This is a genomic window from Micromonospora sp. NPDC048930, from assembly GCF_043197935.1.
Classification (GTDB): domain Bacteria; phylum Actinomycetota; class Actinomycetes; order Mycobacteriales; family Micromonosporaceae; genus Micromonospora.
Window position 1 is genome coordinate 372,811 of record NZ_JBICUB010000002.1, and the last position, 26,131, is coordinate 398,941.

General features: G+C 73.9%; 26 protein-coding genes. 12 read left to right on the forward strand and 14 right to left on the reverse strand.

What is annotated here, in order from left to right:
• The first annotated feature begins 117 nt into the window (after window positions 1-117).
• Window positions 118-942, forward strand: coding sequence for an SDR family NAD(P)-dependent oxidoreductase (locus ACGFI9_RS07125; RefSeq protein ID WP_393175892.1), 825 nt, complete (start codon window positions 118-120; stop codon window positions 940-942).
• Between the two features lie 52 nt (window positions 943-994).
• Here the strand turns inward: ACGFI9_RS07125 and ACGFI9_RS07130 are convergent, their stop codons facing one another.
• Window positions 995-3,178 carry an APC family permease gene (locus tag ACGFI9_RS07130; protein WP_393175894.1) on the reverse strand — a complete coding sequence of 728 codons (2,184 nt, stop codon included), beginning with the start codon at window positions 3,176-3,178 and terminating at the stop codon, window positions 995-997.
• Window positions 3,179-3,241: 63 nt separating this feature from the next.
• Window positions 3,242-4,198: a DMT family transporter gene (locus tag ACGFI9_RS07135; protein ID WP_393175896.1), complete on the reverse strand. Its 957-nt coding sequence runs from the start codon at window positions 4,196-4,198 to the stop codon at window positions 3,242-3,244.
• 107 nt (window positions 4,199-4,305) lie between these two features.
• Between ACGFI9_RS07135 and ACGFI9_RS07140 the strand changes: the two genes are divergently transcribed.
• Window positions 4,306-5,013 (forward strand): HAD family hydrolase, encoded by a 708-nt coding sequence (locus ACGFI9_RS07140; protein ID WP_393175898.1) that lies wholly within the window; start codon window positions 4,306-4,308, stop codon window positions 5,011-5,013.
• A gap of 15 nt (window positions 5,014-5,028) precedes the next feature.
• Here the strand turns inward: ACGFI9_RS07140 and ACGFI9_RS07145 are convergent, their stop codons facing one another.
• Both ACGFI9_RS07145 and ACGFI9_RS07150 read right to left on the reverse strand, forming a co-directional pair.
• A complete protein-coding gene (locus ACGFI9_RS07145) occupies window positions 5,029-5,562 on the reverse strand; it encodes a hypothetical protein (protein WP_393175900.1) in 534 nt (177 codons plus the stop codon).
• Window positions 5,563-5,852: 290 nt separating this feature from the next.
• Window positions 5,853-6,722: a PhzF family phenazine biosynthesis protein gene (locus ACGFI9_RS07150; RefSeq protein ID WP_393175902.1), complete on the reverse strand. Its 870-nt coding sequence runs from the start codon at window positions 6,720-6,722 to the stop codon at window positions 5,853-5,855.
• Window positions 6,723-6,755: 33 nt separating this feature from the next.
• On the opposite strand from ACGFI9_RS07150, the gene ACGFI9_RS07155 reads away from it, so the two are divergent.
• From ACGFI9_RS07155 to ACGFI9_RS07165, 3 genes are all read left to right on the forward strand, one after another.
• Window positions 6,756-8,036 (forward strand): magnesium transporter MgtE N-terminal domain-containing protein, encoded by a 1,281-nt coding sequence (locus tag ACGFI9_RS07155; RefSeq protein WP_393175904.1) that lies wholly within the window; start codon window positions 6,756-6,758, stop codon window positions 8,034-8,036.
• Window positions 8,029-8,637 (forward strand): DUF1003 domain-containing protein, encoded by a 609-nt coding sequence (locus ACGFI9_RS07160; RefSeq protein WP_393175906.1) that lies wholly within the window; start codon window positions 8,029-8,031, stop codon window positions 8,635-8,637. Before ACGFI9_RS07155 ends, ACGFI9_RS07160 begins: the two co-directional genes overlap by 8 nt.
• A gap of 176 nt (window positions 8,638-8,813) precedes the next feature.
• Complete coding sequence (locus ACGFI9_RS07165; RefSeq protein ID WP_393175908.1) at window positions 8,814-9,962, forward strand: Mrp/NBP35 family ATP-binding protein; 1,149 nt, start codon at window positions 8,814-8,816, stop codon at window positions 9,960-9,962.
• A gap of 124 nt (window positions 9,963-10,086) precedes the next feature.
• Here ACGFI9_RS07165 and ACGFI9_RS07170 read toward each other — a convergent pair whose 3' ends face one another.
• Together ACGFI9_RS07170 and ACGFI9_RS07175 are read right to left on the reverse strand one after the other, a co-directional pair.
• Complete coding sequence (locus tag ACGFI9_RS07170; RefSeq protein WP_393175910.1) at window positions 10,087-10,509, reverse strand: preprotein translocase subunit TatB; 423 nt, start codon at window positions 10,507-10,509, stop codon at window positions 10,087-10,089.
• Between the two features lie 72 nt (window positions 10,510-10,581).
• A complete protein-coding gene (locus ACGFI9_RS07175; protein WP_393175912.1) occupies window positions 10,582-11,892 on the reverse strand; it encodes a S1C family serine protease in 1,311 nt (436 codons plus the stop codon).
• A gap of 246 nt (window positions 11,893-12,138) precedes the next feature.
• Between ACGFI9_RS07175 and ACGFI9_RS07180 the strand changes: the two genes are divergently transcribed.
• Window positions 12,139-12,759, forward strand: a complete 621-nt coding sequence (locus tag ACGFI9_RS07180) for an O-methyltransferase (protein WP_393175914.1) — start codon at window positions 12,139-12,141, stop codon at window positions 12,757-12,759.
• A 35-nt stretch (window positions 12,760-12,794) separates the two neighbouring features.
• Here the strand turns inward: ACGFI9_RS07180 and ACGFI9_RS07185 are convergent, their stop codons facing one another.
• Together ACGFI9_RS07185 and ACGFI9_RS07190 are read right to left on the reverse strand one after the other, a co-directional pair.
• Window positions 12,795-14,255, reverse strand: a complete 1,461-nt coding sequence (locus ACGFI9_RS07185) for a leucyl aminopeptidase family protein (protein ID WP_393175916.1) — start codon at window positions 14,253-14,255, stop codon at window positions 12,795-12,797.
• A gap of 144 nt (window positions 14,256-14,399) precedes the next feature.
• On the reverse strand, window positions 14,400-14,567 hold the full coding sequence (locus ACGFI9_RS07190; RefSeq protein WP_013283866.1) for a DUF3117 domain-containing protein: 168 nt from the start codon (window positions 14,565-14,567) through the stop codon (window positions 14,400-14,402).
• 190 nt (window positions 14,568-14,757) lie between these two features.
• Between ACGFI9_RS07190 and ACGFI9_RS07195 the strand changes: the two genes are divergently transcribed.
• Together ACGFI9_RS07195 and ACGFI9_RS07200 are read left to right on the forward strand one after the other, a co-directional pair.
• Complete coding sequence (locus ACGFI9_RS07195; RefSeq protein WP_393175918.1) at window positions 14,758-15,576, forward strand: PaaX family transcriptional regulator C-terminal domain-containing protein; 819 nt, start codon at window positions 14,758-14,760, stop codon at window positions 15,574-15,576.
• A gap of 3 nt (window positions 15,577-15,579) precedes the next feature.
• The gene (locus ACGFI9_RS07200; protein ID WP_393175920.1) at window positions 15,580-16,371 is read left to right on the forward strand and encodes an enoyl-CoA hydratase/isomerase family protein; all 792 of its coding nucleotides are present in this window, start codon (window positions 15,580-15,582) and stop codon (window positions 16,369-16,371) included.
• A 120-nt stretch (window positions 16,372-16,491) separates the two neighbouring features.
• Here ACGFI9_RS07200 and ACGFI9_RS07205 read toward each other — a convergent pair whose 3' ends face one another.
• The 5 genes from ACGFI9_RS07205 to ACGFI9_RS07225 all read right to left on the reverse strand — a co-directional run bounded on the left by ACGFI9_RS07205 (window position 16,492) and on the right by ACGFI9_RS07225 (window position 19,880).
• On the reverse strand, window positions 16,492-17,244 hold the full coding sequence (locus ACGFI9_RS07205) for an SDR family NAD(P)-dependent oxidoreductase (protein WP_393175922.1): 753 nt from the start codon (window positions 17,242-17,244) through the stop codon (window positions 16,492-16,494).
• Between the two features lie 66 nt (window positions 17,245-17,310).
• On the reverse strand, window positions 17,311-17,934 hold the full coding sequence (locus ACGFI9_RS07210; RefSeq protein WP_393175924.1) for a hypothetical protein: 624 nt from the start codon (window positions 17,932-17,934) through the stop codon (window positions 17,311-17,313).
• A gap of 63 nt (window positions 17,935-17,997) precedes the next feature.
• On the reverse strand, window positions 17,998-18,582 hold the full coding sequence (locus ACGFI9_RS07215) for a DNA-3-methyladenine glycosylase I (RefSeq protein WP_393175926.1): 585 nt from the start codon (window positions 18,580-18,582) through the stop codon (window positions 17,998-18,000).
• A 48-nt stretch (window positions 18,583-18,630) separates the two neighbouring features.
• Window positions 18,631-19,128, reverse strand: a complete 498-nt coding sequence (locus ACGFI9_RS07220) for an SRPBCC family protein (protein ID WP_393175928.1) — start codon at window positions 19,126-19,128, stop codon at window positions 18,631-18,633.
• Window positions 19,125-19,880: a DivIVA domain-containing protein gene (locus ACGFI9_RS07225; RefSeq protein ID WP_393175930.1), complete on the reverse strand. Its 756-nt coding sequence runs from the start codon at window positions 19,878-19,880 to the stop codon at window positions 19,125-19,127. The genes ACGFI9_RS07220 and ACGFI9_RS07225 overlap by 4 nt, the downstream gene beginning before the upstream one ends.
• 151 nt (window positions 19,881-20,031) lie before the next feature.
• On the opposite strand from ACGFI9_RS07225, the gene folP reads away from it, so the two are divergent.
• On the forward strand, window positions 20,032-20,901 hold the full coding sequence (gene folP / locus ACGFI9_RS07230) for a dihydropteroate synthase (protein WP_393175932.1): 870 nt from the start codon (window positions 20,032-20,034) through the stop codon (window positions 20,899-20,901).
• A gap of 112 nt (window positions 20,902-21,013) precedes the next feature.
• On the opposite strand, the gene ndhC is transcribed toward folP, so the two are convergent.
• A complete protein-coding gene (gene ndhC / locus ACGFI9_RS07235; protein WP_393175934.1) occupies window positions 21,014-21,391 on the reverse strand; it encodes an NADH-quinone oxidoreductase subunit A in 378 nt (125 codons plus the stop codon).
• 130 nt (window positions 21,392-21,521) lie between these two features.
• Between ndhC and ACGFI9_RS07240 the strand changes: the two genes are divergently transcribed.
• From ACGFI9_RS07240 to ACGFI9_RS07250, 3 genes are all read left to right on the forward strand, one after another.
• Window positions 21,522-22,907, forward strand: coding sequence for a hypothetical protein (locus tag ACGFI9_RS07240; RefSeq protein WP_393175936.1), 1,386 nt, complete (start codon window positions 21,522-21,524; stop codon window positions 22,905-22,907).
• Between the two features lie 289 nt (window positions 22,908-23,196).
• Complete coding sequence (locus ACGFI9_RS07245; RefSeq protein ID WP_393175938.1) at window positions 23,197-25,044, forward strand: 2-oxoacid:acceptor oxidoreductase subunit alpha; 1,848 nt, start codon at window positions 23,197-23,199, stop codon at window positions 25,042-25,044.
• Window positions 25,037-26,071: a 2-oxoacid:ferredoxin oxidoreductase subunit beta gene (locus ACGFI9_RS07250; protein ID WP_393175940.1), complete on the forward strand. Its 1,035-nt coding sequence runs from the start codon at window positions 25,037-25,039 to the stop codon at window positions 26,069-26,071. Before ACGFI9_RS07245 ends, ACGFI9_RS07250 begins: the two co-directional genes overlap by 8 nt.
• Window positions 26,072-26,131 lie beyond the last annotated feature (60 nt).

Sequence of the window (26,131 nt, forward strand, 5' to 3'; positions counted from 1 at the left end):
CCAGCGTCCGGCGGACACGCCGACGCCTCCAGAAATGAAGAAACCGAGAACTTAACGATCCCAAAGGGCGTTGTGACGCCACGGTAACCTCGTGCCGTGACCGGGGTGAATGGACCTGTGGAAGATCTCACTGAGCGTCGGATCGTGGTGGTGACCGGGGCCAGCTCGGGCATCGGCCTGGCCGCCGCAGTCGACCTGGCCGCCCGTGGCGACCAGGTGGTCCTGGTCGGGCGGGACCCGGCCCGGCTCCAGGCCGCCGGGGACCGGGTGCGCGAGGCCAGCGGCGAGCGTCCGGAACTGTTCCGGGCCGACTTCGCCGTGCTGGACGACGTCCGTCGGCTCGCCGACAAGCTGCGCGCCGCGTACGACCGGATCGACGTGCTCGCCAACAACGCCGGCGCGATCGTGCTCCAGCCGGTCACCACCGTGGACGGCTTCGAACTCAGCATCCAGGCCAACCATCTCGCCCCGTTCCTGCTCAGCAACCTGCTGCGGGACCGGATCGGGCGGATGGTGGTGACCGCCTCCGGCGCCCACCGCAGCGGCGCCCTGGACCCGGACGACCTGAACGCCACCCTGCGCGACTTCCGGCCCTACCGGGCGTACGGCACCAGCAAGCAGGCCAACATCCTGTTCGCCGCCGAGGCGGCCCGGCGCTGGCCGGAGGTGCCGGCGTACTCGTTCCACCCGGGGGTGGTACGCACCCGGTTCGGCGCGGACAGCCCGCTGGTCTCGCTCGGCATGCGGCTGCTGCCGTTCCGCAGCCCGGAGAAGGGCGCGGAGACGCTCATCTGGCTGACGCACCAGGACCCGTCCCGGCTGATCTCCGGCGGCTACTACTACGACCGCCGGCCACGCCGGCCGCTGCCCAAGGCGCGCGACGCCCAGCTGGCCGCCCGGCTCTGGACGGCGAGCGCGCGAGCCGTCGGCCTCGACGCCTGAGCCGCCCTCGACGCCTGAGCCGGCCTCGACGGCGGCGCCCGCTCGCCGACGGTCATTCGGAGACGTGGACCGGGACGCTGGTGACCACCACCCCGGGCAGGGCCCGCAGCGCGGCGCGCAGCCGCTGCTCGGCCCGGCTGTGCAGCAGCCGGTGCCGGCGCCGGCGCAGCACCACCTCGGGCACGATCACGGTCAGCGTCAGGTCCGGCCGGGTCGCGTGCAGCGCCTCCAGGTAGTGCGCCAACGGCCCGATCACCGACCGGTACGGCGAGACCACGGTCTCCAGCCGCACGTGGTCGCCCCAGGCGCACCACTGCTCCCGGAACCGGTCCGCCTCCACCTCCTCCGGGGCGATGTGCACGGCCAGCGTCGGCTGGCCCAGGGACACCCCGTACGCCAGCGCGCGCAGCGACGCCCGGTTCAGCCGGGCCATCGGCACCACCACCAGGTGGCGTACCTCCTGGGGCAGCTCCTCGCCCTCGCTGGACCCGGCGGGGCCGCGCGGCCGGGCGGCCGGCGCGGGCCCGGCGGCCGGTGGCGGGTACAGCGCCAGGGCGTGGTGCAGCGTGGCGTAGTGCCGGTGGATCCGGCGGAAGAGCAGCACCAGCAGCGGCACCGCGACCACCACCAGCCAGGCGCCCTCCGAGAACTTGGCCACCGCGGCGGTGATCAGCACCAGCCCGGAGAGGACCGCGCCGACCGCGTTGAGCGCCAGCCGGCGGCGCCAGCCCGGCCCCTGGTGCCGCCGCCAGTGCACCACCATGCCGGTCTGCGACAGGGTGAAGGCGAGGAACACCCCGACGGCGTAGAGCGGGATCAGCGACTCGGTGTGGCCGCCGAACGCGACGAAGATGAGCGCCGCGGATCCGGCCAGTGCGACCAGGCCGTTGCTGAACGCCAGCCGGTCCCCCATGTGCAGGAACCGGCGGGGCGCGTGGCCGTCCCGGGCCATGAAGAAGAGCAGTCGGGGGAAGTCGTTGAACGCGGTGTTCGCCGCCAGCAGCAGGATCAACGCGGTGGTGGCCTGGAGGAACGCGTACCAGGGGCCGGTGGGGAAGGTGACCCGGCCGAGCTGGGACAGGATCGTCTGGTCCGATCGGGGCACCAGGCCGTCCAGGTGGATCAGGCCGACCAGCCCGGCGAAGAGCGTCGCCAGCGTGGCGATCATCCAACTGAGGGAGGTACGGGCGTTGCGCCACTCGGTCGGGCGGAAGGCCGGTACCGCGTTCGACACCGCCTCGATGCCGGTCATCGACACGGCTCCCGAGGAGAAGGCGCGCAGCACCAGCAGCAGGCCCAGCCCCTCGGCGGCCGGCACCGCCGGGGGCGGCACCGGCGTGAAGCCCCGGCTCGCGGCGCGTGCGTAGCCGACCACCAGCACGGCGAGGACCGCGGCCACGAACGCGTACGTGGGCAGCACGAAGATGTTGCCGGCGGTCCGTACCCCGCGCAGGTTCCCGGCGAGCAGCACGGCGATCACCAGCACGCCGAGCAGGACGGAGGTCGGGGCCAGCCCGGGCACCGCCGAGGTGACGGCGCCCACGCCGGCCGCGACCGACACCGACACGGTCAGCACGTAGTCGAGCATCAGCCCGGCCGCCGCGGTCAGTCCCGCCGTCCGCCCCAGGTTGTCCCCGGCCACGATGTACGACCCGGCGCCGTGCGGGTACGCCGGGATGGTCTGCCGGTACGACACCCCCACGGCGATCATCATCAGCACCAGAATCGCGGCCAGCGGCAGGGAGAGCCCGAGCCCGCCACTGCCGGCCAGCACCAGCACGGTCAGCAGCGCCTCCGGCCCGTACGCCACCGAGCTGAGCACGTCGGAGGAGAGGATCGGCACGGCGACCAGCTTGCGCATCCGCTCGTACAGCACGGCGGCGCTGGACAGCGGCGGGCCGAACAGCACGCGGCGGAGCTTGGTGGCTGCCCGACCGGCCCGGTTGCCGGGCAGGTGGGCCGGCTCGGTGGCCACCAGTTCGTCCGGTTGCTCGACGGTGAACATCTCGATCGGCGCCAACCGGCCGAACCGGGTCGGCGCCGGCCGGCGGCGGTTCCGTCCCAGGGTCGGGTCAACCGGCAGGTCGTCGGGGCGGCGGGGCTCCTGCCAGTGGTCCCCGATCCGCCCGAGCGCGGCCCGCTCCTCGGGGTCGAGCGGTGGGAACTCGGCCGACGGCGTCACGACGGTGCCGCGCTCGGCCTCGTCGTCGCCCCGCTGTTCCGCTTCCGCCCCCATCCTCCGCACTCTCACCGATGGCGGCGGCAGCGGGCCGCGCTTTCGGAGAAAAGCGGCCGGATGTCAGTCGCCGAGCGGGGCCGGGTCGGCGGGCACGGCCACCGGCTCGGTACGGCGACCGGCGCGGGCGCCGCCCAGGATGACCACGGCGACGCCGGCCAGCAGCAGGGCCAGCCCGGGCAGGGCGAGCGGGCGGGGCAGCTGGCCGAGCCAGACCCAGGCGATCAGGGCCGCCCCGGGCGCCTCCAGCAGGATCAGCACGCTGACCGTGGTGGCCGAGACCCGGTGCAGGGCGTAGTTGAACATCGAGTGGCCGAGCAGCTGGGCGCCCGCCACCAGGCCGAGGATCGCCAGCCAGGTGCCCGGGTCGTAGCCGTGCAGGCGTACCCCGCCGAGCAGGCAGATCACCAGCAGGACCGCCGCGCAGACCCCGTAACAGATGGTGGTGTACGTGGTGGTGCTGATGGTGGCCCGGGCCCGCTCGCCGAGGGCGGTGTAGATCGCGGCGAACATGCCGCCGGCGACGGCGAGCAGGTCACCCGCGAAGGCCCGTCCGGAGACGGTGAGGTCGGCGCCGGTGGCCAGCGCCGCGCCGACCACGGCGATCCCGATGCCGGCCCAGACCGCCAGTGGCAGCCGCCGGCCCTGCCAGCGGGCGATCAGCCCCTGCCAGACCGGCTGGGTGGCGACCAGCGCGGTGGCCGCGGCGACCGTGGTGAGCTGCACGCTGGGCATCCAGGTGGCGAAGTGCGCGGCGAGCGCCAGTCCGGACAGCACGCAGTACAGGCCTTCCCGCCGGCCGGCGCCCACGGTCAACGCGCGGAACTCCGGCCGCCGGCGGGCCAGCGAGAACGGACCGAGCACGGCGACCGACAGGGTGTTGCGCCAGAACGCGATGGCGAGGGCCGGCGCGGCGGCGAACGCGACCAGCGGGGCCGACGAGGAGACGGCGCCGACGGCCAGCACGAGCGCGCCGAGGGTCAGCGCGTCGACCGGCGGCCGATACGGAGTGAGCGACACGGAGAGCAATCCTCACACGTCCGGGGGACAGCACGGAACGTCAGCGCTCCGTTACGATCATGCGCGTCCCGGCGACCCCTCCCGTCGACGTCCGGAGGCGCTCCCCCATGCCCAGGTACCAGGCGGTGCTCTTCGACTTCTTCGGCACCCTGACCCGCTGCGTCCAGCGGGGCTCCGCCCATCAGGCCACCGCCGAGCTGCTCGGCTGCCCACCCGCCACGCTGACGGAGGTACTCGACCGCACCTACTACCAGCGCGCCACCGGCCGGCTGGGCAACGCCGAGGCGACCCTGCGCTGGGTCTGCGATCAAGCGGGCGTGCACCCCTCCGACCAGGCGGTACGCGCCGCCGTGGCCTCCCGGCACCGGGCCGTACGCGCCGACACCCGGCTGCGGGACGAGGCGGTGCCGGTGCTGGCCGCGCTGCGCCAGCGGGGCGTACGCACCGGGGTGATCAGCGACTGCACGCACGAGCTGCCGGCGTTCCTGCCCCAGCTCGCGATCGCGCCGCTGCTCGACGTACGCGTCTTCTCGGTGCGGGTGGGTCGCTGCAAGCCGGACCCGGCGCTCTACCTGGCGGCCTGCCGCCGGCTCGACCTCGCACCGGCCGACTGCCTCTACGTCGGCGACGGCGGCAGCCAGGAGCTGACCGGAGCGGAACGGGCAGGCATGACGGCGGTCCGGCTGGCCGCGCCGGACCTGGCCGACCACATGGTCTTCAACGCGGACCGGTGCTGGACCGGCCCACTGCTGGCCTCGCTGGTCGAAGTGCTCGACCTGCTCGACCCGGTCGCCGCACCGCTCGCCGCCGCCTGACCGGACCGGACCCGCTCAGCGGCGACGGACCTTGTGCAGCCGGAACGGCCTGCGGGTGGCCCGCACCACCGGGGCCTCCCGGGGCGGTTCGGCCAGGGAGTCGGCCGGCAGGTCGGCGCCGGCGACCGGGCCGCCCGCCGGCGTCAGCCGGTTGACCGCGCAGCCCTCGGTGGCCCACCGGGCCACCAGCTCGGCGGCGGGGCCGGGGGCGTTCAGCCGCTTCGCCGCGACCAGCGGCGCGGCCGTGTCCCACTCCTCGGTGCCCGGCCGCAGCCGGGTCACCCGGGCCGGCCAGGTGACGATCCGGCCGCCGTGGTCGCCGCGCAGGGTCACCTCCGCCGTGTCTGCGTCGGCCAGGCCGGGCGCGGACTGCTCGCCGGGTCCGGTGACCACCAGGAGCGCGCCGTCGAGCGGCAGGCACCACAGCGCGTACGCCGGGCCGCCGCCGACGCTCACCCACGCCACGGCCGCCTTCTTCACCGCCTCGTCGATGAGGGGTGTCGTCACCGGGCTGTCCAGCTCGTCCGTCACACCGGCATCCTCCCCCATCCCGGCCGGTCCGGGGTGGACCAGGTGCTCGGCCGAGCGCTACCGAGCGGCCCGACCGCGCACAGCCGCCCCGGCCTCACCGGCCGGCATCCACCCTGTCATCGCCTTTGGAGCTGATATCAGGAACGACTCGCGGGACTGTCCTCCGACCGCTGGAAGCGCTCGTCCGGCCTGGCGTGGCACCCCGCCCCGGCCGTTTGATATCACGAACGACTCAACTCCAAAGGCGCGGAGCAAGGGCCGGCCGGGTCACCGTCCCGGTCGCGCGGACGGGTGGCCGGTGCCACGGCTCAGCCCACGAAGGGCGGGACCGCGATCTCGCCACGGGCCACCGGCATCACCTGGCCGCTGACCGTCGCCCCCACGGCCACCCCGCCGGCGGCGGTGACCGTGCAGGCCAGCGCCGAGGGCCGGTTGATCTCGACGCCCTGGCGGATCGCGTACTCGGAGCGGCCCTCGCCGGGCAGCAGCCCGCTGGCGACCAGCCACACCCCGAGGCCGAGGGCGGCCGAGCCGGTCGCCGGATCCTCCGGCACGCCCAGCCCCGGTACGAAGACCCGGGCGTGCGCGGTTTGCGTCCCGCCGTCCCAGGAGAAGACGCTGACGTGCTCCACTCCGTACCGCTCCGCCGCCGCCGCGTTCACCCTGGCCCGGGCCACCGCGTCCGGGCGTACCGGAAGGTAGGGGAACTCCAGGCCGCAGCCGGCGACCCGGGGCGCCGGGCCGGCGTGGTCCGCGGCGGTCAGGCCGACCATCTCCAGCAGTGGCTCCGGGTCCAGCTCGGGGCCGAGGGTGGGGATACCGCCGGTGAGCGTCGCGCCGCTGGGACCCACCTCGATCGGCAGCACCCCGGCGCCGCACTCCTGGGTGACCCGGCCCGGCTCGAACATCCCGCGCCGACTGGCCGTCACCGCGGCGCCCACACTGGGGTGCCCGGCGAACGGCAGCTCCGCCGCCGGGGTGAAGATCCGCGCCCGGTACGTCGCGCCGACCTGGGTCGGCGGCAGCACGAACACCGTCTCGGACAGGTTGAACTCGAGCGCGAGCGCCTGCATCTGCTCGGTGGCCAGCCCTTCGGCGCCGAACACCACGGCCAGCGGGTTGCCGGCGAAGGGGCGATCGGTGAAGACGTCCACGATCTCGTAGGCCAAGGTCGACATGTTGATAAACACTAGGCCCTTAGGCTGGTGCCCGTGAGCACGCCGAACCGGGTCTACATCGCTCGACTCGCCGGAGTCGCCGTCTTCGACCCGAACGGCGACCAGGTGGGCCGGGTCCGGGACGCGGTCGCCCGGATGCGGCAGACCCAGCGCCCGCCGGAGGTGGTGGGTCTGGTCGCCGAGATGCCGATGCGCCGGCGCATCTTCCTCTCCATCAACCGGATCACCTCCATCGACCCGGACGCCGTCGTGCTCGGCAGCGGCACCCTCAACCTGCGCCGGTTCGAGAAGCGCCCCAACGAGGTGCTGGTGCTCCAGGAGCTGCTGGACCGGCGGGTCCAGCTGGACAGCGGGCAGGCGGGTTCGGTGGTCGACGTGGCGATGGAGTGCAGCCGCGGCGGCGAGTGGTCGCTGACCAGGGTCGCCGTCCGCGAGCAGACCAGCCGGCTCGCCCGCCGCGGCCACCTGCACCAGGTCGAATGGGACCGGGTACGCGGCCTCGGCGGCATCGCCGACGCCCGCGGTACGGCCAACCTGCTCGCCGTGCTGGAGGACATGCGCCCGGCCGACCTGGCCAACGCCCTCCAGGACCTGCCCGACGCCCGCCGGAACGAGGTCGCGGCGGCGCTGGACGACGAGCGCCTCGCCGACGTGCTCAGCGAGCTCCCCGAGCACGACCAGGTGGAGATCCTGGCCGCGCTAGACCGGGAGCGCGCCGCCGACGTGCTGGAGGAGATGGACCCGGACGACGCCGCCGACCTGCTCAACGAGCTGCCGCCGCCCGAGCAGGACGTGCTGCTCGACCTGATGGAGCCGGACGAGGCCAGCCCGGTACGCCAGCTCCTCCGCTACGCCTCCGGCACCGCCGGCAGCGTGATGACCTCCGAGCCGGTGATCCTGCCGCCGGACGCCACGGTGGCCGAGGCCCTCGCGCGCATCCGGGAGCCGCAGCTCTCCCCGGCGGTGGCCGCGCAGGTCTTCGTGGCGCGCGCCCCGCTCACCACGCCGACCGGCCGCTACCTGGGCATGGTCCACTTCCAGCGGCTGCTCCGGGAGCCGCCGGCCGACCTGCTCGGCGGCATCGTGGTCAACGACATCGACCCGCTCCGGCCGACCACCCCGCTGCCCGAGATCACCCGGCGGATGGCCACGTACGACCTGGTCGCCATGCCGGTGGTGGACCGGAGCAACCGGCTGGTCGGCGCGGTGACCGTGGACGACGTGCTGGACCACTCGCTGCCCCCCGACTGGCGCGAGAGGGACGCCATGGTGAGCGCCCCCGCCGCCGACCAGGAGGCCGGCACCGATGGTTGACCAGCGGCGGACCGAGCGGCTCGACCAGCCGCGCGCACCGCGGGGTTTCCGCCTCCCGCGGATCGACCAGGAGACCTTCGGCCGGGTGGCCGAGGGCATCGCCCGAGGCATGGGTACGGCGAACTTCCTCGTCTACATGACCCTGTTCCTCACCGCCTGGTTCCTCTGGAACACCCTCGCCCCGGCGAACCTGCGGTTCGACCCGTACACCTTCACCTTCCTGACCCTGGTGCTCTCCCTGCAGGCGTCGTACGCGGCCCCGCTGATCCTGCTCGCGCAGAACCGGCAGGCCGACCGGGACCGGGTGGCGCTGGAGGAGGACCGTCGGCGGGCCACCCTGCAGAAGGCCGACACGGAGTACCTGGCCCGGGAGATCGCCGCGCTGCGGATCGCCATGGGCGAGGTGGCCACCCGGGACTTCCTCCGCTCCGAGCTGGCCCGGCTGGCCGAGGAGCTGGACGAGGCGGCGGAGCGCCGGCGGAAGCTGGAGCGGAAGCAGCAGCACCGGGAGGCGCGCCGGCAGGCCGGCGGCGAGCCGCTCGACGAGCCCCGCGACGACCTGGACGGCGACTACGCCCGCGACGGGCGCTTCGAGGGCTGAGACCGGGCCGGAACGTATTGAACGCCGCGCGCCTCAAGGGGCCAGGCGAGCGGCGTTCGTCTCGATCGTCCCACTTCGCGCCACGGCTCGTCCACCCCCTGGTCGGGCCATCGATTCGCTCACACCGCCCCCCGCCAGCGGCGACCGCCGATGACCACCGACGTAGCATTGCGGGCATGTCAGCACCCGTCAGCACCGTCTCCGACGCGATCCAGGCCGCCCTGGCCACCGTCAACGACCCGGAGATCCGTCGGCCGATCACCGAGCTCGGCATGGTCCGTTCCGCCGAGGCGGGCGACGACGGCGTCGTCCGGGTGGAGCTGCTGCTCACCGTGGCCGGCTGCCCGCTGCGGGACAAGCTGCGGACCGACATCACCGCCGCCGTGGGCGCGGTGCCCGGGGTGACCGGCGTCGAGATCGAGTTCGGCGTGATGAGCCCGGAGCAGCGCCAGGAGCTGCAGGCGAAGCTGCGCGGCGGCACGGCCACGGCCGAGCCGGTGATCCCGTTCGCCCAGCCCGGCTCCCGCACCCGGGTGTACGCGGTCGCCAGCGGCAAGGGCGGCGTCGGCAAGTCCAGCGTCACGGTCAACCTGGCCGCCGCGCTGGCCGCCCGCGGCCTCTCGGTCGGCGTGGTCGACGCGGACATCTACGGCCACTCGGTGCCCCGGATGCTCGGCGCGGAGGGCGCCCCGACCCGGGTCGAGGACATGATCATGCCGCCGCAGGCGCACGGCGTGAAGGTCATCTCGATCGGCATGTTCACCCCGGGCAACGCGGCCGTCGTCTGGCGCGGCCCGATGCTGCACCGGGCGCTGCAGCAGTTCCTCGCCGACGTCTACTGGGGCGACCTGGACGTCCTCCTGCTGGACCTGCCCCCGGGCACCGGGGACATCGCGATCTCGGTGGCCCAGCTGCTGCCGAACGCGGAGATCCTGGTCGTCACCACCCCGCAGGCGGCCGCCGCCGAGGTGGCCGAGCGGGCCGGCGCGATCGCCCTGCAGACCCACCAGCGGGTGGTCGGCGTGATCGAGAACATGTCCTGGCTGGAGCTGCCGGACGGCTCCCGGATGGAGGTCTTCGGCGCGGGCGGTGGCGAGGCCGTCGCCGAGTCGCTGACCCGGACCATCGGCGCGCAGGTGCCGGTGCTGGGGCAGATCCCGCTGGACACCCGGGTCCGTGAGGGCGGCGACGCCGGCACCCCGATCGTGCTGGCCCAGCCGGAGGCCCCGGCCGCGAAGGCGCTGGTCCAGGTGGCCGACCGCCTCGCGGTGCGCCGCGAGTCCCTGCTCGGCAAGCCGCTGGGCCTCAAGCCCGCCGGCCGCTGACCCGGGAGCGCCTCCGCCCCGCTCAAGATCCCCCCAGATACACGGAAAGAGTGGCCATCCCGCGCGGGATGGCCACTCTTTCCGTGTATCTGCGCCCGGGGCGGAGGGCGCGAGGGGCGCCAGGTCAGGTGGCGTCGTCGTAGCTGGGGCGGGGGGCCGGGGCGGTGGCGCCGCCGGTGGCGGTGGCCGGGCGGGTGCCGTTGGTACGCAGGTCGGCCGCCTTGGCGACGTCCTTCAGGTCCTCGTGCACGCCGGAGACGTCCTGGCGGATGTTGTCGTACATGCTCTGCAGCGGCTTCCGGATGGCCTGCTCGTCCTCCTCGCTGAGCAGGTGCTTCCGGATGAACGCCTTCGGGTGCAGATCCTCCAGCTGGATGTCGGTGCCCAGCTCCCGGCTGAGGTCGCCGGTGGCGTTGCGGGCCATGGCGCGCAGGTTGCGGACCATCCGCAGACCGTCGTTGATGACGGTGGGCAGCCGGTCGCCGAAGATCAGCAGCGCCAGAAGCAGCAGCGCGCCGATCTCCCACCAGTTCAGGTTGTCGAGCACTCCGGCCTCCTCGTGCGTGTCAGGCCCAGACTACGCACGTCAGGGCGCGGTCCGGGAGGGGGTGAGGGTGGCTCACTTCGCGTCTGCGGCAAGCGTCACGGAGGCGCTCTGCCGGTCCGAACCCCGCCGGTACTCGACCGTCACCACTGAGCCGGGTGCGTACTTGCGGACCAGGGCGACCAGATCGGTGGGCTCGGTCAACGGGTGCCCGTCCAGCCGCAGCACCACGTCACCGGCCTTGAGCCCCGCGGCGGCCGCCGGGCCGGCCGGTTCCACCGAGTTGAGGCGTACGCCGGTGCCGCTGGCCGCGCCGGTGCTGCCCACCTGCGCGCCGATCACCGTACGCCGGGCCCTGCCGGTGCCGATGATGTCCTGGGTGACCCGTTTGGCCTGGTTGATCGGGATGGCGAAGGCGAGCCCGATGTTGCCGGCCTCCTGCCCGTCGGCGACCAGCGACTTGATCGTCGAGTTCACCCCGACCACCCGGCCGGCGCCGTCGACCAGCGGGCCGCCGGAGTTGCCGTGGTTGACCGCCGCGTCCGTCTGGATCGCCGCGTAGTAGCGCGTCGGGCCGCCCGGCTCACCGGCCTGCATGGTCCGGTCCAGGGCGCTGACGATGCCGGCGGTGACCGTGTTCGCCAGGGAGAGCGGCGAGCCGATGGCGAGCACCGGGTCGCCGACGGCGAGCGCGTCCGAGTCGCCGAACTCCACCGGCTTCAGCCCGGTACGCGCCACCTTGATCACCGCGATGTCCGACTCCGGGTCCTGCCCCACCACGGTGCCCGGGGCGGTGCTGCCGTCGTTGAACATCACCGTGGCCTTGCCGGGGCCGCCGGAGACCACGTGGTCGTTGGTGACGATGTGCCCGTCGGCGCTCACCACGAAGCCGGAACCCTCGCTGGTGCCGCCGAGGCTGTAGACCCGGACGGTCACCACGCTGGGCAGCACCTTCTCCGCGACGCCGGCCAGTGACTCGGGCTTGCGCTGGGCGAGCGCCGGGGCCTGCGCCGACTGCGCGCCGAGGGTGGGGACCTGGCTCCCGCCGCGCAGGAAGGCGTACGTCAGGGCGCTGCCGAGCGAGCCGGCGAGCAGCGCGGTGATCAGCGAGATCAACACCACCTGCCGCAGCTTCGGCCGGCCCGGGGCGTCCGGGTCGGAGACCGCCTCCGGCTCGCCGCCACCGGTGGCCGGGGCCGCCGGCACCACCACCGCGGCGGGGGCGTACGGATCCCGCCACGGGTCGGCGAGCGCGTCGGACCACCAGGGCGAGCTGCCGCCGCCGGCGCCCTGCGGCGGGCCACCGGGCGCCGGCCGTCCCGCCGGTGCCGGGCTCCCGCCGGGCTGGCGCCAGTCCCAGCCGTCCGTCACGTCGGTGCCTCCCACTCCGTCCCGCGTGTCCCCGGCCGGACGCCGGTGGAGCCGGTCGACCGTGACACCCGGGACACCGTCCAGGATTGCACGGATGCCACGGGTGCAGTCAGGGGTTGGCCGCCGTGATCGTCTCCGGGGCGGACTCGCGGCTGCGCGCGTCCGGCCCCGCCTCTAGGCTCATACCGCCAACCGACCCCTCGCACCACTCCCGCCGCCCGGAGGTGTCCCATCGCCACGGTCGCCAGTTCCGGCAACTCGATGGCCCAGGCGCTCCAGTTCGCCGAGTCGTACGTCACCGAGGACCTCGTGCTGCGGACGGCCCGCAGCCTCGCCCTCGAGGTCGGCGTGGACGCCGTCACCCCGGGGGCCGGGGCCGCGCTGCGGCTGCTCGCCGCCGCCGGCAACGCCCGGGCGGTGGTGGAGATCGGCACCGGCACCGGGGTCAGCGGCGTGTGGCTGCTGCGCGGCATGCGCCCCGACGGGGTGCTCACCACCATCGACGTGGAGGTGGAGCACCAGCGCATCGCCCGGCGGATCTTCCTGGAGGCGGGCTTCCCCTCGGGGCGTACCCGGATCATCACGGGCCGGGCCCTCGACGTGCTGCCGCGGCTCGCGGACGGCGCCTACGACCTGGTCTTCGTCGACGCCGAGGCGACCGGCTTCACCGCCTGCGTGGATGCCGCGCTGCGGCTGCTGCGGCCGGGCGGGGTGCTGGCGCTCAACGGCGCCCTGGCCGGCGGCCGGATCGGCGATCCGGCCGCCCGCGATGTGGAGACGGTCACCGTGCGGGAGACGATCAAGGCGGTCCGGGAGTCGGAGCACTGGATCCCCGCGCTGCTCCCGGTCGGGCACGGCCTGCTCGCCGCCGTCAAGGGCTGACCCCGCGCCGACGCCGCGGGGTCAGCACCGCGCGGTCAGCCCAGCGTCGCCAGCCAGCGCAGCAGCCCGCGTACGCCCCAGCCGGTCGCGCCCTTGGTCAGCTCCGCGTGCGTGTCGTCGGACCAGGAGGGGGCGGACATGTCCACGTGCACCCAGCGGTCCCGCAGCTCGCCGGTGAACTCGCGCAGGAAGAGCGCGGCCACCACCGAGCCGGCGCCCCGGGCCGGGGAGCTGTGCAGGTCGGCGATGTCGCTGCCGAGGTACTCGACGTAGTCGGCGGGCAGCGGCATCCGCCAGGCCCGCTCACCGGCCTCGTCGATCGCCGCGAGCAGATCGGCGGCGAGCTGGTCGTTCTCGCTGTAGAGCGCGGCGTGCCGCTTGCCCAGCGCCACCGCGTTCGCGCCGGTCAGGGTGGCCAGGTCGACCAGCAGGTCGGGCTGGAGCTCGTGCACCGCGTACGCCATGGCGTCGGCGAGCACCAGGCGGCCCTCCGCGTCGGAGTTGGTGCTCTCGCTGGTCAGGCCGCCGTAGTGGCGGACGACGTCGCCGGGGCGGTACGCCGAGCCGCTGACCATGTTCTCGGCGAGCGGCGCGAGCGTGGTGACCCGGACCGGCAGCCGCAGCGCGGCGGCGCCCAGGGTCGCGGCGACCACCGCGGCCGCGCCGGCCATGTCCTTGCGCATCAGCTTCATCGCCGGCACCGGCTTGATCGAGATGCCGCCGGTGTCGAAGGTGATGCCCTTACCGACCAGCACCACGTGGGTACGCGCATCCGCCGGTCGCCAGTCCAGCTCGACCAGCCGCGGCCCGCTGGCGGAGCCGCCGCCGACGGCGAGGATGCCGCCGAAGCCCTCGGCCGCCAGCTCCTCGGGTCCGCGTACCCGCAGGTGCAGGTCGGGGTGGCCGGTGGCGGCGGCCTCGACCTGGGCGGCGAACCACGCCGGGTTCTTCACCGAGGAGGGGGTGTTGGTGAGGTCGCGGGCCAGCCGGGTCATCGCCGCGGTGGTCCGCGCCGCGTCCAGGGTGGGGGCGAGCCCGTCCGGGTCGCTCACCACGAGGTCCACCTCGGCCAGGGCGGGCGCGTCGCCGGCCTCGGTCAGCCGGAACCGGTACGACCCCAGCAGCAGCCCCTCGGCCAGGCCGCGCAGCGCCACCGCCCCGTCGTCCGGCAGCACCACCGTGACGTGCGTCTCATCCCGGGCGGCCCGGGCCAGCGCCGCCCCCGCGCTCCGCCAGCCCTGCTCGTCGCCGTCGCCGACGCCGAGCAGCACCAGCCGCTCGGGGGTGCCACCCGGGCGCAGGTGTTCCCGCGCCTCGCCCGCGTCCCCGGTCAGCCGGGCGGCGGGGATCAGCGCGGTCGCCTCGGCGCGGACCTCCTCGGTGGGCGGCGAGGCGGTGGGGACCAGCGTGGCCGGCGCGTCCGACCCTTCGCGACGTACGGGCAGGACGAGGGTGTCGAGCCGCGCGGGCTCGCTCACCAGACGGATGGCCAGCACGCTGGACCGCACCTCCGAGAAGTTGTCAAAGCAGGACAATTCGCCACGGGCGTACCCGTGAAGGCCCTGAGCCACCGGCACGGCCGGTGGCTCAGGGAAGGACGAACCGTACGCGCGACGCGCGCCGCGCGGACCGCTCCTCGATCAGCCGGCGGCCGCCTTCAGCGCGTCACCCAGCGCGGTGGCCTCGTCGGGAGTCATCTCGACGACGAGCCGGCCACCACCCTCCAGCGGGACCCGCATGACGATGCCCCGGCCCTCCTTGGTGACTTCCAGCGGACCGTCGCCCGTCCGCGGCTTCATCGCCGCCATGTTGTCTCCCCTCAGACCTACACCAGGGTCGGTGGGTTGCCCCACAGCCACTTCGCCATGACCACCCGCAACCACCGCGGGGGCCTCGACCAACGATTTTCCCTGATGAACACCGCCGGACCCAAACCGAAGCAGCATTGATGTAACAGCATCTAGCTTATCTTGGATAGGCCTGTCACAATGTGCGGTCATGCAGGCACGGTCGGCACTCTTCGACCTGTACGGCGACCACCTCCGCGCTAGGGGTGGACGCGCACCGGTCGCCGCCCTGGTCAAGCTGCTGGCGCCGCTCGGGATCGCCCCTCCGGCGGTACGCACCGCCGTCTCCCGGATGGTCCGCCAGGGCTGGCTCGAACCCCTCCGCCTCGTCTCCGGACCCGGGTATTCGATCACACCAAAGGCGGCCCGCCGACTCGACGAGGCGGCCGCCCGGATCTACCGCACCGGCCGGCACAGCTGGGACGGGCGGTTCGATCTGCTGGTGCTGGAGGCCCCGGCCGCCCGCCGGGACCGGCAGCGGCTCGCCGCCAACCTGACCTTCCTCGGTTACGGCACGCTCGACGACTGCACCTGGGTGGCGACCCGGCCGGGCGAGGACGTGGACACGCTGCTCGCCGAGGCGGGCGTGCGCTACGAGCGGTTCACCGCCGCGCACACCGCCGGCACCCCCGGCGCGATGGGCGTGGTCCGCCGCGCCTGGGACCTGGCCGAGATCGGCCGGGCGTACGAGCGGTTCGTCGCCGAGCAGAAGCCGCTCCTGTCCGGCGTGACCGTGCGCAGCAGCGACGAGGAGGCGTACGCGGCCCGGTTCCGGCTGGTGCACGCGTGGCGTACCTTCCTCTTCCAGGACCCGCAGCTGCCCCCGGCGCTGCTCCCCGAGCGCTGGCCGGGCACCAGCGCGGCCAGTTTCTTCGACCGGCACGCGGCCCGGCTCCGGCCGGCCGCCGACCGGTACGTCGAGCAGTGCCTCGACGCCAGCCACCGCCTCGCCCGACAGAAGGGTCGTTAGAACGTGACCGAGCCGCTGCTCGTCGACCGCACCGACGCCGTCGTCACCCTGACGCTGAACCGCCCGACGGCGATGAACTCGCTCGACGTGCCGCTCAAGGAGGCGCTCCGGGACACCCTGGCGGAGCTGGAGACCGACCGGTCCTGCCGGGCGATCGTGCTGGCCGGCGCCGGCGGATCGTTCTGCGCCGGGCAGGACCTGCGGGAGCACGTGCAGACCCTCGAGTCCGCCGACGCCGATCCCCTCGCGACCGTACGGGCCCACTACAACCCGATCGCCGCCCGGCTGGCCAACCTGCCCAAGCCGGTGATCGCCGCGGTCCGGGGCATGGCCGCCGGGGCCGGCGCCTCGCTGGCGTTCCTCGCCGACTTCCGGATCGGCGGGCCGAAGACCCGGTTCCTGATGGCCTTCGCCGGCGTCGGGCTCGCCGCCGACACCGGCGCCTCCTGGACGCTGCCCCGGCTGGTCGGCCACGCCAAGGCCGTCGAGCTGCTGATGCTCGCCGAGCCGGTGGGCGCCGAGGAGGCCTGCCGGCTGGGCCTGCTCACCAGGCTGGTGGACGACGACGAGCAGGTGCTGCCGGCCGCGCAGGAGCTGGCCGCCCGGCTCGCCGCCGGCCCGACCGTCGCGTACGGGGCGATCAAGCGGCAGCTCTCCATCGCCGACGCCGGCACCCTGGCCGACGCCCTGGCCGCGGAGGCCCAGGCCCAGTCGATCTGCGGGGCCACCGCCGACCACAAGGCCGCGACGATGGCCTTCGTCAACAAGCAGAAGCCCGTCTTCGAGGGCCGCTGACCCCGACGTCCGGGCGCGCCGCGCCCACGATCCGCGCAATTTCCCGGAGACAGTGGCCATTCCGCGTCGGACGGCCACTGTTTCCGTGAACGAGGGCCTACGCCTGGCCGGCGCGGGTGGTCAGCGGGCGACGTAGCCGCCGTCGACGGGGATGGTGTGGCCGGTGATCCAGGCGGCGTCGTCGGAGGCGAGGAAGGCCACCACGCCGGCGACGTCGTCCGGGGTGGGGATGCCGGGCATCGGGTTGAACGACTCCATCTGCCGGCGCATCTGCGCCGGGTCCGGCGCGCTGTCGATGAAGTGCGCCACCAGCGGGGTCATCACCACGGTCGGGGCCACCGCGTTGACCCGGATGCCGCGTGCCGCGTACTCGATCGCCGCAGACCGGGTCAGGCCGATGATCCCGGCCTTGGTGAAGGTGTACGGGGAGATGTTCTCCTGGGCGGCCAGCCCGGTGGTCGACGAGGTGTTCACGACCGCGCCCCCGCCGCCGCGCAGCAGCGCCTGGATGCCGTAGCGGAGGACGAAGAAGACCCCGTCCCCGTTGACCCGGCGGACCTTCTCCCAGTTCGCCACGTCCATCTCGTGCAGCGGCTGCTGCCTGCCGTCGATGCCGGCGTTGTTGAAGATGACGTCGATCCGGCCGTACCGCTGCCCGGCGTCGGCGAAGGCCGCCTCGACGGAGTCCGCCTCCCCGGTGTCCACGGTCAGCGCGTACCCGTCGGGCAGGCTCGCGGCCACCCGCTCGGCGCCCTCGGCGTCGATGTCCGCGACCACCACCTTCGCGCCCTCGGCCGCGAACCGCCGGGCCGCCGCCTCACCGAGCCCGGACGCCCCGCCGGTGATGAACACGACCCTGTCCTGGAAGCGCATCCGACCCCCTCGTGGGGCCGGCCGGCACCGGCCCTGTCTCCGGCACGGTAACCGGGCCGGGACGGGTCAGTCGTCCTCTTCCGGATCCTGGTTGGCCTCCACCCCGAGCACGAACGCCTGCATGGCCAGCTCGTCGCCGGAGGGCGAGACGAAGGCGGGCAACTCCCGGGGGCCCAGCTCCTGCACGTACGCCCAGAAGAGCCGGACCGCCTCGGCCGGCGAGGCCGCCTCGATCGGCAGGTCGAGGCTGACCAACCAGGACCGGCGGGCCGGTGGCGGGCCGAGCCGGGCGGCCAGCTCGCGCCAGACGGCCGGGTCGAGCCCGGTCAGCGGCCCGTCGAGGGCCAGCCCGTCGACCGCCACCGGCTCGTCGAGCACGCGCCGGGTGTACGTCACCACGAGCGCCCCCGGGCCCGCCTCGGACTGCGGGTCGTCCGGGTCCTCCCGGGTCTCGGCGGTGGCCAGCGCCACCCGGCCGAGGGCCACCAGCCGGAGCGGCTCGTCGACCAGCACCGCGACCGGGTCACCGGGCCGGGGCCGGGCGGCGCCGTCCAGCCCGGTCAGCTCCAGCGTGTCGTGGTGGACCAGCCGCTCGGCCTCGTACCGCTCGGCCGGCAGCAGCACGGCCCAGGCGGCGGACGTGGTGTCGCCGCCGGTCGTCCCGCTCGTACGCAGCTCGGTGTCGGTCATGGTTGCCATCCCATCACGCCGGGGCGGTGCCGGTGCCGGCGCGTCCGCCGGACGCCGCCCGGGTCACGCCCCGGCCGGAGTCCGCGCCACGTGGCAGCCGGCGAGGTGGTCGTCCACCATGCCGGTGGCCTGCATCAGCGCGTACGCCGTGGTCGGGCCGACGAAGCGGAAGCCCTGCTTCTTGAGCGCCTTGGCCATCGCGGTGGACTCCGGGGTGACCGCCGGCACCTCGGCGAACGACCGGGGCCGGGCCGCCCGGGGCGGCGGCGCGTACGACCACAACAGCGCGGAGAGGCCGTCGGGCAGCTCCAGGGCGGCCCGGGCGTTGGCGATGGCCGCCTCGACCTTGGCCCGGTTGCGGACGATGCCGGTGTCGGCCAGCAACCGGGCGACGTCGGCCTCTCCGTAGCCGGCCACCTTGTCGATGCGGAACTCGTCGAAGGCGAGCCGGAAGGCGGGCCGCTTGCGCAGGATGGTCAGCCAGGACAGCCCGGACTGGAACGCCTCCAGGGTCAGCCGCTCGTAGAGCGCGTCGTCGCCGCGCAGCGGCCGGCCCCACTCCTCGTCGTGGTAGACGGCATAGTCCGGGGTGCTCGCCCCCCAGGCGCAGCGGGCCAGCCCGTCGGCGCCGGTCACCAGGTCAGTCACGGCGTACACGGTAGGCCAGCCCACCGACAACCGGCCGCCACCGGGGGCTCAGGGCAGCCGGCCCTGCTCCACCAGCCGGGCGAACTTCTTCAGCGCCTGGGTCAGGCTGAACTTGGAGCCGGGCCAGAGCACCGGCCAGGCCACCCGGCCGGCCGTCCCGCCGGGCAGGTGGAACCACTCGTGCCAGACCACCTGGGTCCGGTCCCGGGCCATCGGGGTGCAGCGCAGCACGCCCGGGCCGCGCAGCAACCGGCCGCAGTGCACCACGCCGACCTCGTACGGGGCGTCCACCCGGACCACCCGCATCTCGTCCCGGATCGCGGCCGGGCCGAGCGCGGTGACCGCCTCGACGAGGCTCCCCTCGCCGCCGTCCCCCTCGACCACCCGGACGGTGGTGAGCGGGATCCAGTCGGACTGCCGCTCCCACGCGGTCAGCGCCGCGAACACCCGCTCGGCCGGGGCGTTGACCACCACCGTCGCGGTGACCTCGGCGGCGCCGGGCTGGGCCGCCTCGGCGAAGTCTTCGGCGCCCTCCGGGCCGGTCACGCGGACTCCGACCGGACCACCGCACCTCGCGTCCGCTCACCGTCCTCGCCCGGGTCGGCGTCGCCACCGGTGGTGCCCTCGCCGGCCGGCGCGCCGATCACGGTGGGGCCGGCGTCGGCGACGGGTCCGGCGTCCGCCCCACCGCCGGCGGCGGTCGGGTCCGCGGCGGGCCGCAGGGGCGGCTCGGGTTCGGCGGTCGCGTCCACCGGCGCCGCCACCGGGGCGACCGGAGCCTCCGGACCGGCCGGCGCGGGCCGGGCGACCAGGTTGGTCGGCAGGGGGGTCTCGTCCTCCACGGCGGCGGCGGCCGGCGCGGCGGCCAGCCCGGCCTCGGCGGTCAGCCCCTCGACGGCGGGAGCGTCGGCGGCCGGGGCATCGACGGACTGGCTCGTGCCGGCGGACTCCTCCCGGGCCCGGCGCAGCGCGTCGGCCTCCTCGGTCCGGCCCGCGCGGAGCGCGGCGACCTCGGCCTCGAGCACGCCGATCAGCTCGGACTTGTAGCCGATGTCGTACGCGGCTCGGCGCATCGCCTGGTCGACCTGGGCCATCCGGTAGCCGCGCAGCGCCGTGTCGAAGCGCACCTCGGCGACGTCCGACTCGTCCAGCGGCCGGCCACCCGGCAGGGGCACGGCCCGCCCGTCCGGCTCGGCCGGCACCAGGCCCGGATCGCGCCCGGAGACCAGGACGGTCACCCCGAAGACCACCGCCGCGACGGTCAGCGCCACGACCAAGAGGAGCAGAACCTCACCCATGGGGAGATCGTGGCATGCGGGGCGGCGCGGAGCGAGCCCTCCACCCGCTCCGATCATGTTTCGAATCCGGGCGTACCGCCCGGGCCGGTCGGGGCGGGACGGGATAGCGTCGGGGGCGGCCGGCGGAGGGTCGGAGATCAGGAGGGCGGGCATGGCGGCGGAGCTGCGGCTCGGTGGGCGGACCTTCGCCCCCGGTGAGCTGGTGGTGATGGCGATCGTCAACCGCACGCCGGACTCGTTCTTCGACCGGGGCGCCACCTTCGCGCAGGACAGCGCGCTGCGCGCGGTGGAGCGGGCGGTGACCGAGGGCGCGGAGATCATCGACATCGGCGGCGTGAAGGCCGGGCCGGGCGACGAGGTCGACGTGGCCGAGGAGATCCGCCGGACGGTGGACACCATCGCCGCGGTCCGGGCCGCCTTCCCCGACGTGGTCATCTCGATCGACACCTGGCGGGCCGAGGTGGCGGTGGAGGCGGTGGCCGCCGGGGCCGACCTGCTCAACGACACCTGGTCGGGGGCGGATCCGGCGCTGGCCCGGGTCGCCGCGGCGACCGGCGCGGGCCTGGTCTGCTCGCACGCGGGCGGGCTCACCCCGCGGACCCGGCCGCACCGGGCGGCCTTCGACGACGTGGTGGCCGACGTGGTCGCGACGGTGACCGGGCTCGCCGACCGCGCGGTCGCCCTCGGCGTACGCCGGGACGGGATCCTGATCGACCCGGCACACGACTTCGGCAAGAACACCCGCCACTCGCTGGAGATCACCCGGCGGCTCGCGGAGCTCACCGACACCGGCTGGCCGCTGCTGGTCGCCCTCTCGAACAAGGACTTCATCGGCGAGACCCTCGACCTGCCGGTACCGGACCGGCTGGAGGGCACCCTCGCGGCCACCGCCGTGTCGGCCTGGCTCGGCGCTCGGGTGTTCCGCGCCCACCAGGTACGCGAGACCCGCCGGGCGCTCGACATGGTGGCCTCGATCAAGGGCGACCGGCCGCCGACGCTGACCCGCCGCGGCCTGGCCTGACCGCGACAGCTCCAGCGCGCCCGGCGGCCATGGTTCGGTCTCCGCGCCGCTGGGCGGCGCTCCGGACCGGATGGAGGTCGGTCTGACGCCGCGCAGCGGCCTGGAGCCGTCGTCAGGTCCAGCGGAGGATGTTCTTGCGCCAGGCGTAGAGGATGCCGAGCGCCACCACGGCGACGAAGACCGCCATCTCGACGACGGTGGTCACGCCGAACCCGGGCCGGTCGAAGACCAGCGCCCAGGGGAAGAGGAAGACCGCCTCGACCGCGAAGAGCACGTACAGGTACGCGTAGACGTAGTACCGGATCTGCATCTGCGCCCAGTCGCCGCCGACCGGGTCGAGACCGCACTCATAGGTGGACCGTTTGCCCCAGGGATCGGCCGGACGGCCAGGGCGTAACACCCGATTGGCTGAGAACGCCGTAACGAAGAAGAGGACGGCGGCGAGCAGCAGGAGACCGAGCGTGGCGTACGAGCCGAGGTAACCGGTCACGGTCGGCAGCCTACCGTCCCCGGCCGCCGGAGCGTCCCAGACACGTTACGGATTTGTTTCCTAATGGGACTAGTGCCCGAAGGCAACTGTTGCCAAATAATGAGATCTCACTGAGCGTCACGGAGGACAGATGGCCGGCCCCCGCGTACGCCCCGCCCGGCGGGTCGCACACCGACGTACCGCCGTGCTGGTCGGTCCCGCGCTCGCCGCCGGCCTCGTGGCGGCGATGGCGGTCGCGCCCGGATGGGCGACGGCCTCGCCGTCGGTGACCGGCGTGGTCCGCGCGGCCACCGACCCCGCGACCGAGCCGGGCACCGATCCCACCGGCGCCACGCCGACGGTGGACCCGACCGCGAAGGAGCCGACCACCGCGCCGCCGACCCAGAGCCCGCCCCCGGAGACCACGCCGCCGGCACCGCCGACCACCGAACCGGCGCCGACGACCACGGCTCCGGGCAACCCGGTGCCCACGACCGCCGCACCCACCACCACCGCACCCGCTCCGCCGCCGGTGGTCCCGCCGGCCCAGCCGGGCCGGCCGGCCGGCGGTCAACTCGGGGTACGGGTCAGCACCGAGGATGTCTCGCTCACCCCGGCCTACTGGAACGCGGACCGCACGGTGGACACGCTGCGGGTGACCGTGACGAACACCGGCGGCACGGCCGAGCGGATCCGCCTCGGCTACAGGTTGCCGGCCGGCCTGACCGACGCCGGGACACCGGGCTGCGCCTCCGCCGGTGGTGGCAGCTACCGCTGCGGCGAGTGGAGCGCGGCGCCGGGCACCCGGTTCAGCAGCGAGATCCGGATCCGGGTGGCCGGTACGGCGTGGAAGTCCATGCCGCTGAGCGGGTCGGTCCGGGTGACCGCCACCGCCCCGGGCGTGACCGGCTCGGCCACCGACGACGAGGGCTTCGCCGTCCTCTTCCCGCCCGGCCCTCCGGTCCCCGGCATCTCACTCCGCGCCGACGAGGTGGCCTTCGACATCAGCGGCGCGCCGACCGCGCTGACCGTACGCCTCGGCAACACCGGCAAGGTCGACGCCGCCGGCCGGGTCGACGTGGTCTTCCCCGAAGGTGTGACCGCCACCGCGCCGCCGGCCGGCTGCACCGCCGTGGCCCCGGACCGCACCCGCTGCGACCTCGGCACCCTGCCGGCTGGACGCACCACTGCCGTACGGCTGCCGGTGACCGCCACCCCGGAGGCGCAGCGGCGCGCCCCGCTGGCCGGCGCGGTGGTCGGCCGGCTGGACCCGCGCAGCGGCCGGGACCGGCAGGTACAGATGAGCTTCCGGATCACCGCCGCCGCGGCGCTGGCCCCGGCGGCTGGCACGCCCGCCCCGATCGGCTCCCAGGGCGTCCTCGCCGCCGAGCAGCAGGCCGGCGCGGACGGGGTCAGCTCGATGCAGCAGATCGCGGTCATCGTGATCGTGCTCTCCGGGCTGCTGGTGGTGCTCGCCCTGGTCCTGGCGACCATCTCCCTACGCCGACGGATGACCGAGCCGAACGCCGGCGGGTGACCCCTCTGAGGCCCTCCTCGGGCACACGGTGATCTGGATTACGGGCCGGGGTACTAAACGCCGCAAAATCGGGCATACGGCGGCCCGATCAGGTCTCATACGTCGGACCTCCACCAAGGTTGCCCTAAGGGTCCGACGTAGGCTCTGACGTGAGAAACGGAGCGGGCCGGGCCGGCGACGGACGGCCGGCGGCAGCAGCGCGTCGAGGAGGGCACGTGGCCGGGCAAGGCGAGGTCACCAACATGTTCAGCCGCCCCTGCGACGGCGCTGAGCGAAGCGAGGTGCGGGCGTGACCAAGCAGATCCGTCAGCTGGACCGGGTCGTCATCCGGTTCGCCGGTGACTCCGGCGACGGGATGCAGCTCACCGGTGACCGGTTCACGTCGGAGACGGCCCAGTTGGGCAACGACATCTCCACGTTGCCGAACTTCCCGGCGGAGATCCGCGCCCCCGCCGGGACCCTGCCGGGTGTGTCGAGTTTCCAGGTGCACTTCGCCGACTACGACATCCTGACCCCCGGCGACGCGCCGAACGTGCTGGTGGCGATGAACCCGGCGGCGTTGAAGGCGAACCTGGCGGACCTGCCGCGCGGGGCGGACATCATCGTCAACACCGACGAGTTCACCAAGCGGAACCTGGCCAAGGTGGGCTACACCACCAGCCCGCTGGAGGACGGCTCGCTCGACGGGTACGTGGTGCACCCGGCCGCGCTGACCTCGATGACGATCGGCGCGCTGGCCGAGCACGCGGTGTCCAAGAAGGACGCCGAACGGGCCAAGAACATGTTCGCGCTCGGTCTGCTGTCGTGGATGTACTCCCGCCCGTACGAGTCGACGCTGCGGTTCCTGGAGCGCAAGTTCGCCGCCCGCCCCGAGCTGGTCGCGGCGAACGTGGCCGCCTTCCGGGCCGGCTGGAACTTCGGCGAGACCACCGAGGACTTCTCGGTGCGGTACGAGGTGAAGCCGGCGAAGATGCTGCCGGGCACCTACCGGAACATCACCGGCAACGCGGCGCTCTCGCTGGGCCTGGTGGCCGCGGGCGTCCGCTCCGGGTTGCCGGTCTTCCTCGGGGCCTACCCGATCACTCCCGCCTCGGACATCCTGCACGAGCTGAGCAAGCACAAGAAGTTCGGCGTGATCACCATGCAGGCCGAGGACGAGATCGCGGCGGTCGGCGCGGCGCTCGGCGCCTCGTACGGCGGCTCGCTCGGCGTCACCACGACGAGTGGTCCGGGTGTGGCGTTGAAGGGTGAGACGATCTCGCTTGCGGTGGCTCTGGAGTTGCCGCTGGTGATCGTGGATGTGCAGCGGGCCGGCCCGTCCACCGGCATGCCGACCAAGACCGAGCAGGCGGATCTGAACATGGCCCTGTACGGCCGGCACGGCGAGGCTCCGGTCGCGGTGGTCGCGCCGAAGTCGCCGGCGGACTGCTTCTACGCGGCCCTGGAAGCCGCCCGGATCGCGCTGACCTACCGCACCCCGGTGATCCTGCTGTCGGACAACTACGTCGCCAACGGCTCGGAGCCGTGGCTACTGCCGGACATCGAGTCCCTGCCCGACCTGCGGGTGCAGTTCGCCACCGCGCCGAACGGGGAGGACGGGACCACCTTCCTGCCGTATCTGCGGGACCCGGAGACCCTCGCCCGCCCGTGGGCGATCCCGGGCACCCCAGGGTTGGAGCACCGCATCGGTGGCCTGGAGAAGGCGGACAAGACCGGCGACATCTCCTACGACCCGGCCAACCACGACCTGATGGTCCGCACCCGCGCCGCCCGGATCGACACCATCCCCGTCCCCGACGTGGAGGTGGAGGACCCCGACGGTGACGCGAAGGTTCTCGTGCTCGGGTGGGGGTCCACCTACGGGCCGATCGGCGCGGCCTGCCGGGGGCTGCGGCAGCGTGGTTTGAAGATCGCCCAGGCGCACCTGCGCCACCTGGCCCCGATGCCGGCCAACCTGGGCGAGGTGCTGCGCGCCTACGACCGGGTGGTCATCCCGGAGATGAACCTCGGTCAGCTCGCCCACGTGATCCGGGCGAAGTACCTGGTCGACGCGATCGGCTACAACCAGGTCCGCGGTCTGCCGTTCACCGCCGCCGAGCTGGAGACCATGCTGGAAGAGGTCGTGAAGAATGTCTAACCCCGTCCCGGTGAAGCTGACCGCGAAGGACTTCAAGTCCGACCAGGAAGTGCGCTGGTGCCCCGGCTGCGGCGACTACGCCATCCTGGCCGCCGTCCAGGGCTTCATGCCCGAACTCGGCATCCCTCGGGAGAACATCGTCTTCATCTCCGGGATCGGCTGCTCGTCACGGTTCCCGTACTACATGAACACCTACGGGATGCACTCCATCCACGGCCGCGCCCCCGCCATCGCCACCGGCCTGTCGGTCACCCGACCGGACCTGTCCGTGTGGGTCGTCACCGGCGACGGCGATGCCCTGTCCATCGGCGGCAACCACCTCATCCACGCCCTACGCCGCAACGTCAACCTCAAAATCCTGCTGTTCAACAACCGCATCTACGGCCTCACCAAGGGCCAGTACTCCCCCACCTCGGAGATCGGGAAGATCACCAAGTCGACGCCGGTCGGGTCCGCGGACGCCCCCTTCAACCCCCTGTCCCTCGCCCTCGGCGCGGAAGCCACCTTCGTCGCCCGCACCATCGACTCCGACCGCAAACACCTCCAGTCGGTGCTACGCGCGGCCGCCGCGCACCAGGGGTCGGCGTTCGTGGAGATCTACCAGAACTGCAACATCTTCAACGACGGCGCCTTCGACCAGTTGAAAGAACCCGCCACCCGGGACGACTACCTGATCCGGCTGGAACACGGCCAGCCGATCACGTTCGGCGCCGACGGCCAGTACTGCGTAGTCCACCCGCCGGGCGGGTTCGGCCTCGAAGTCCGCGACACCGCGGCCACCCCCGCCCAGGACATCGTCGTGCACGACGCCACCGTCACCGACCCCGCCTACGCGTTCGCCCTGTCCCGCCTGCCCGGGCTCGACCTGCGCAACACCCCCATCGGCGTATTCCGCAACGTCACCCGACCCTCCTACGACACCGTCGTGCAGGAACAGGTCACCACCGCCAAGGCCAAGGTCGACCAAACCCCGGAACAGCAACTCGCCGGCCTGCTCGCCAGCGGCGACACCTGGACCATCATGTAGCTGGACGGCGACAGCGAAAGGGCCCGCGACCGTGAGGTCGCGGGCCCTTTCCGTTCAGAC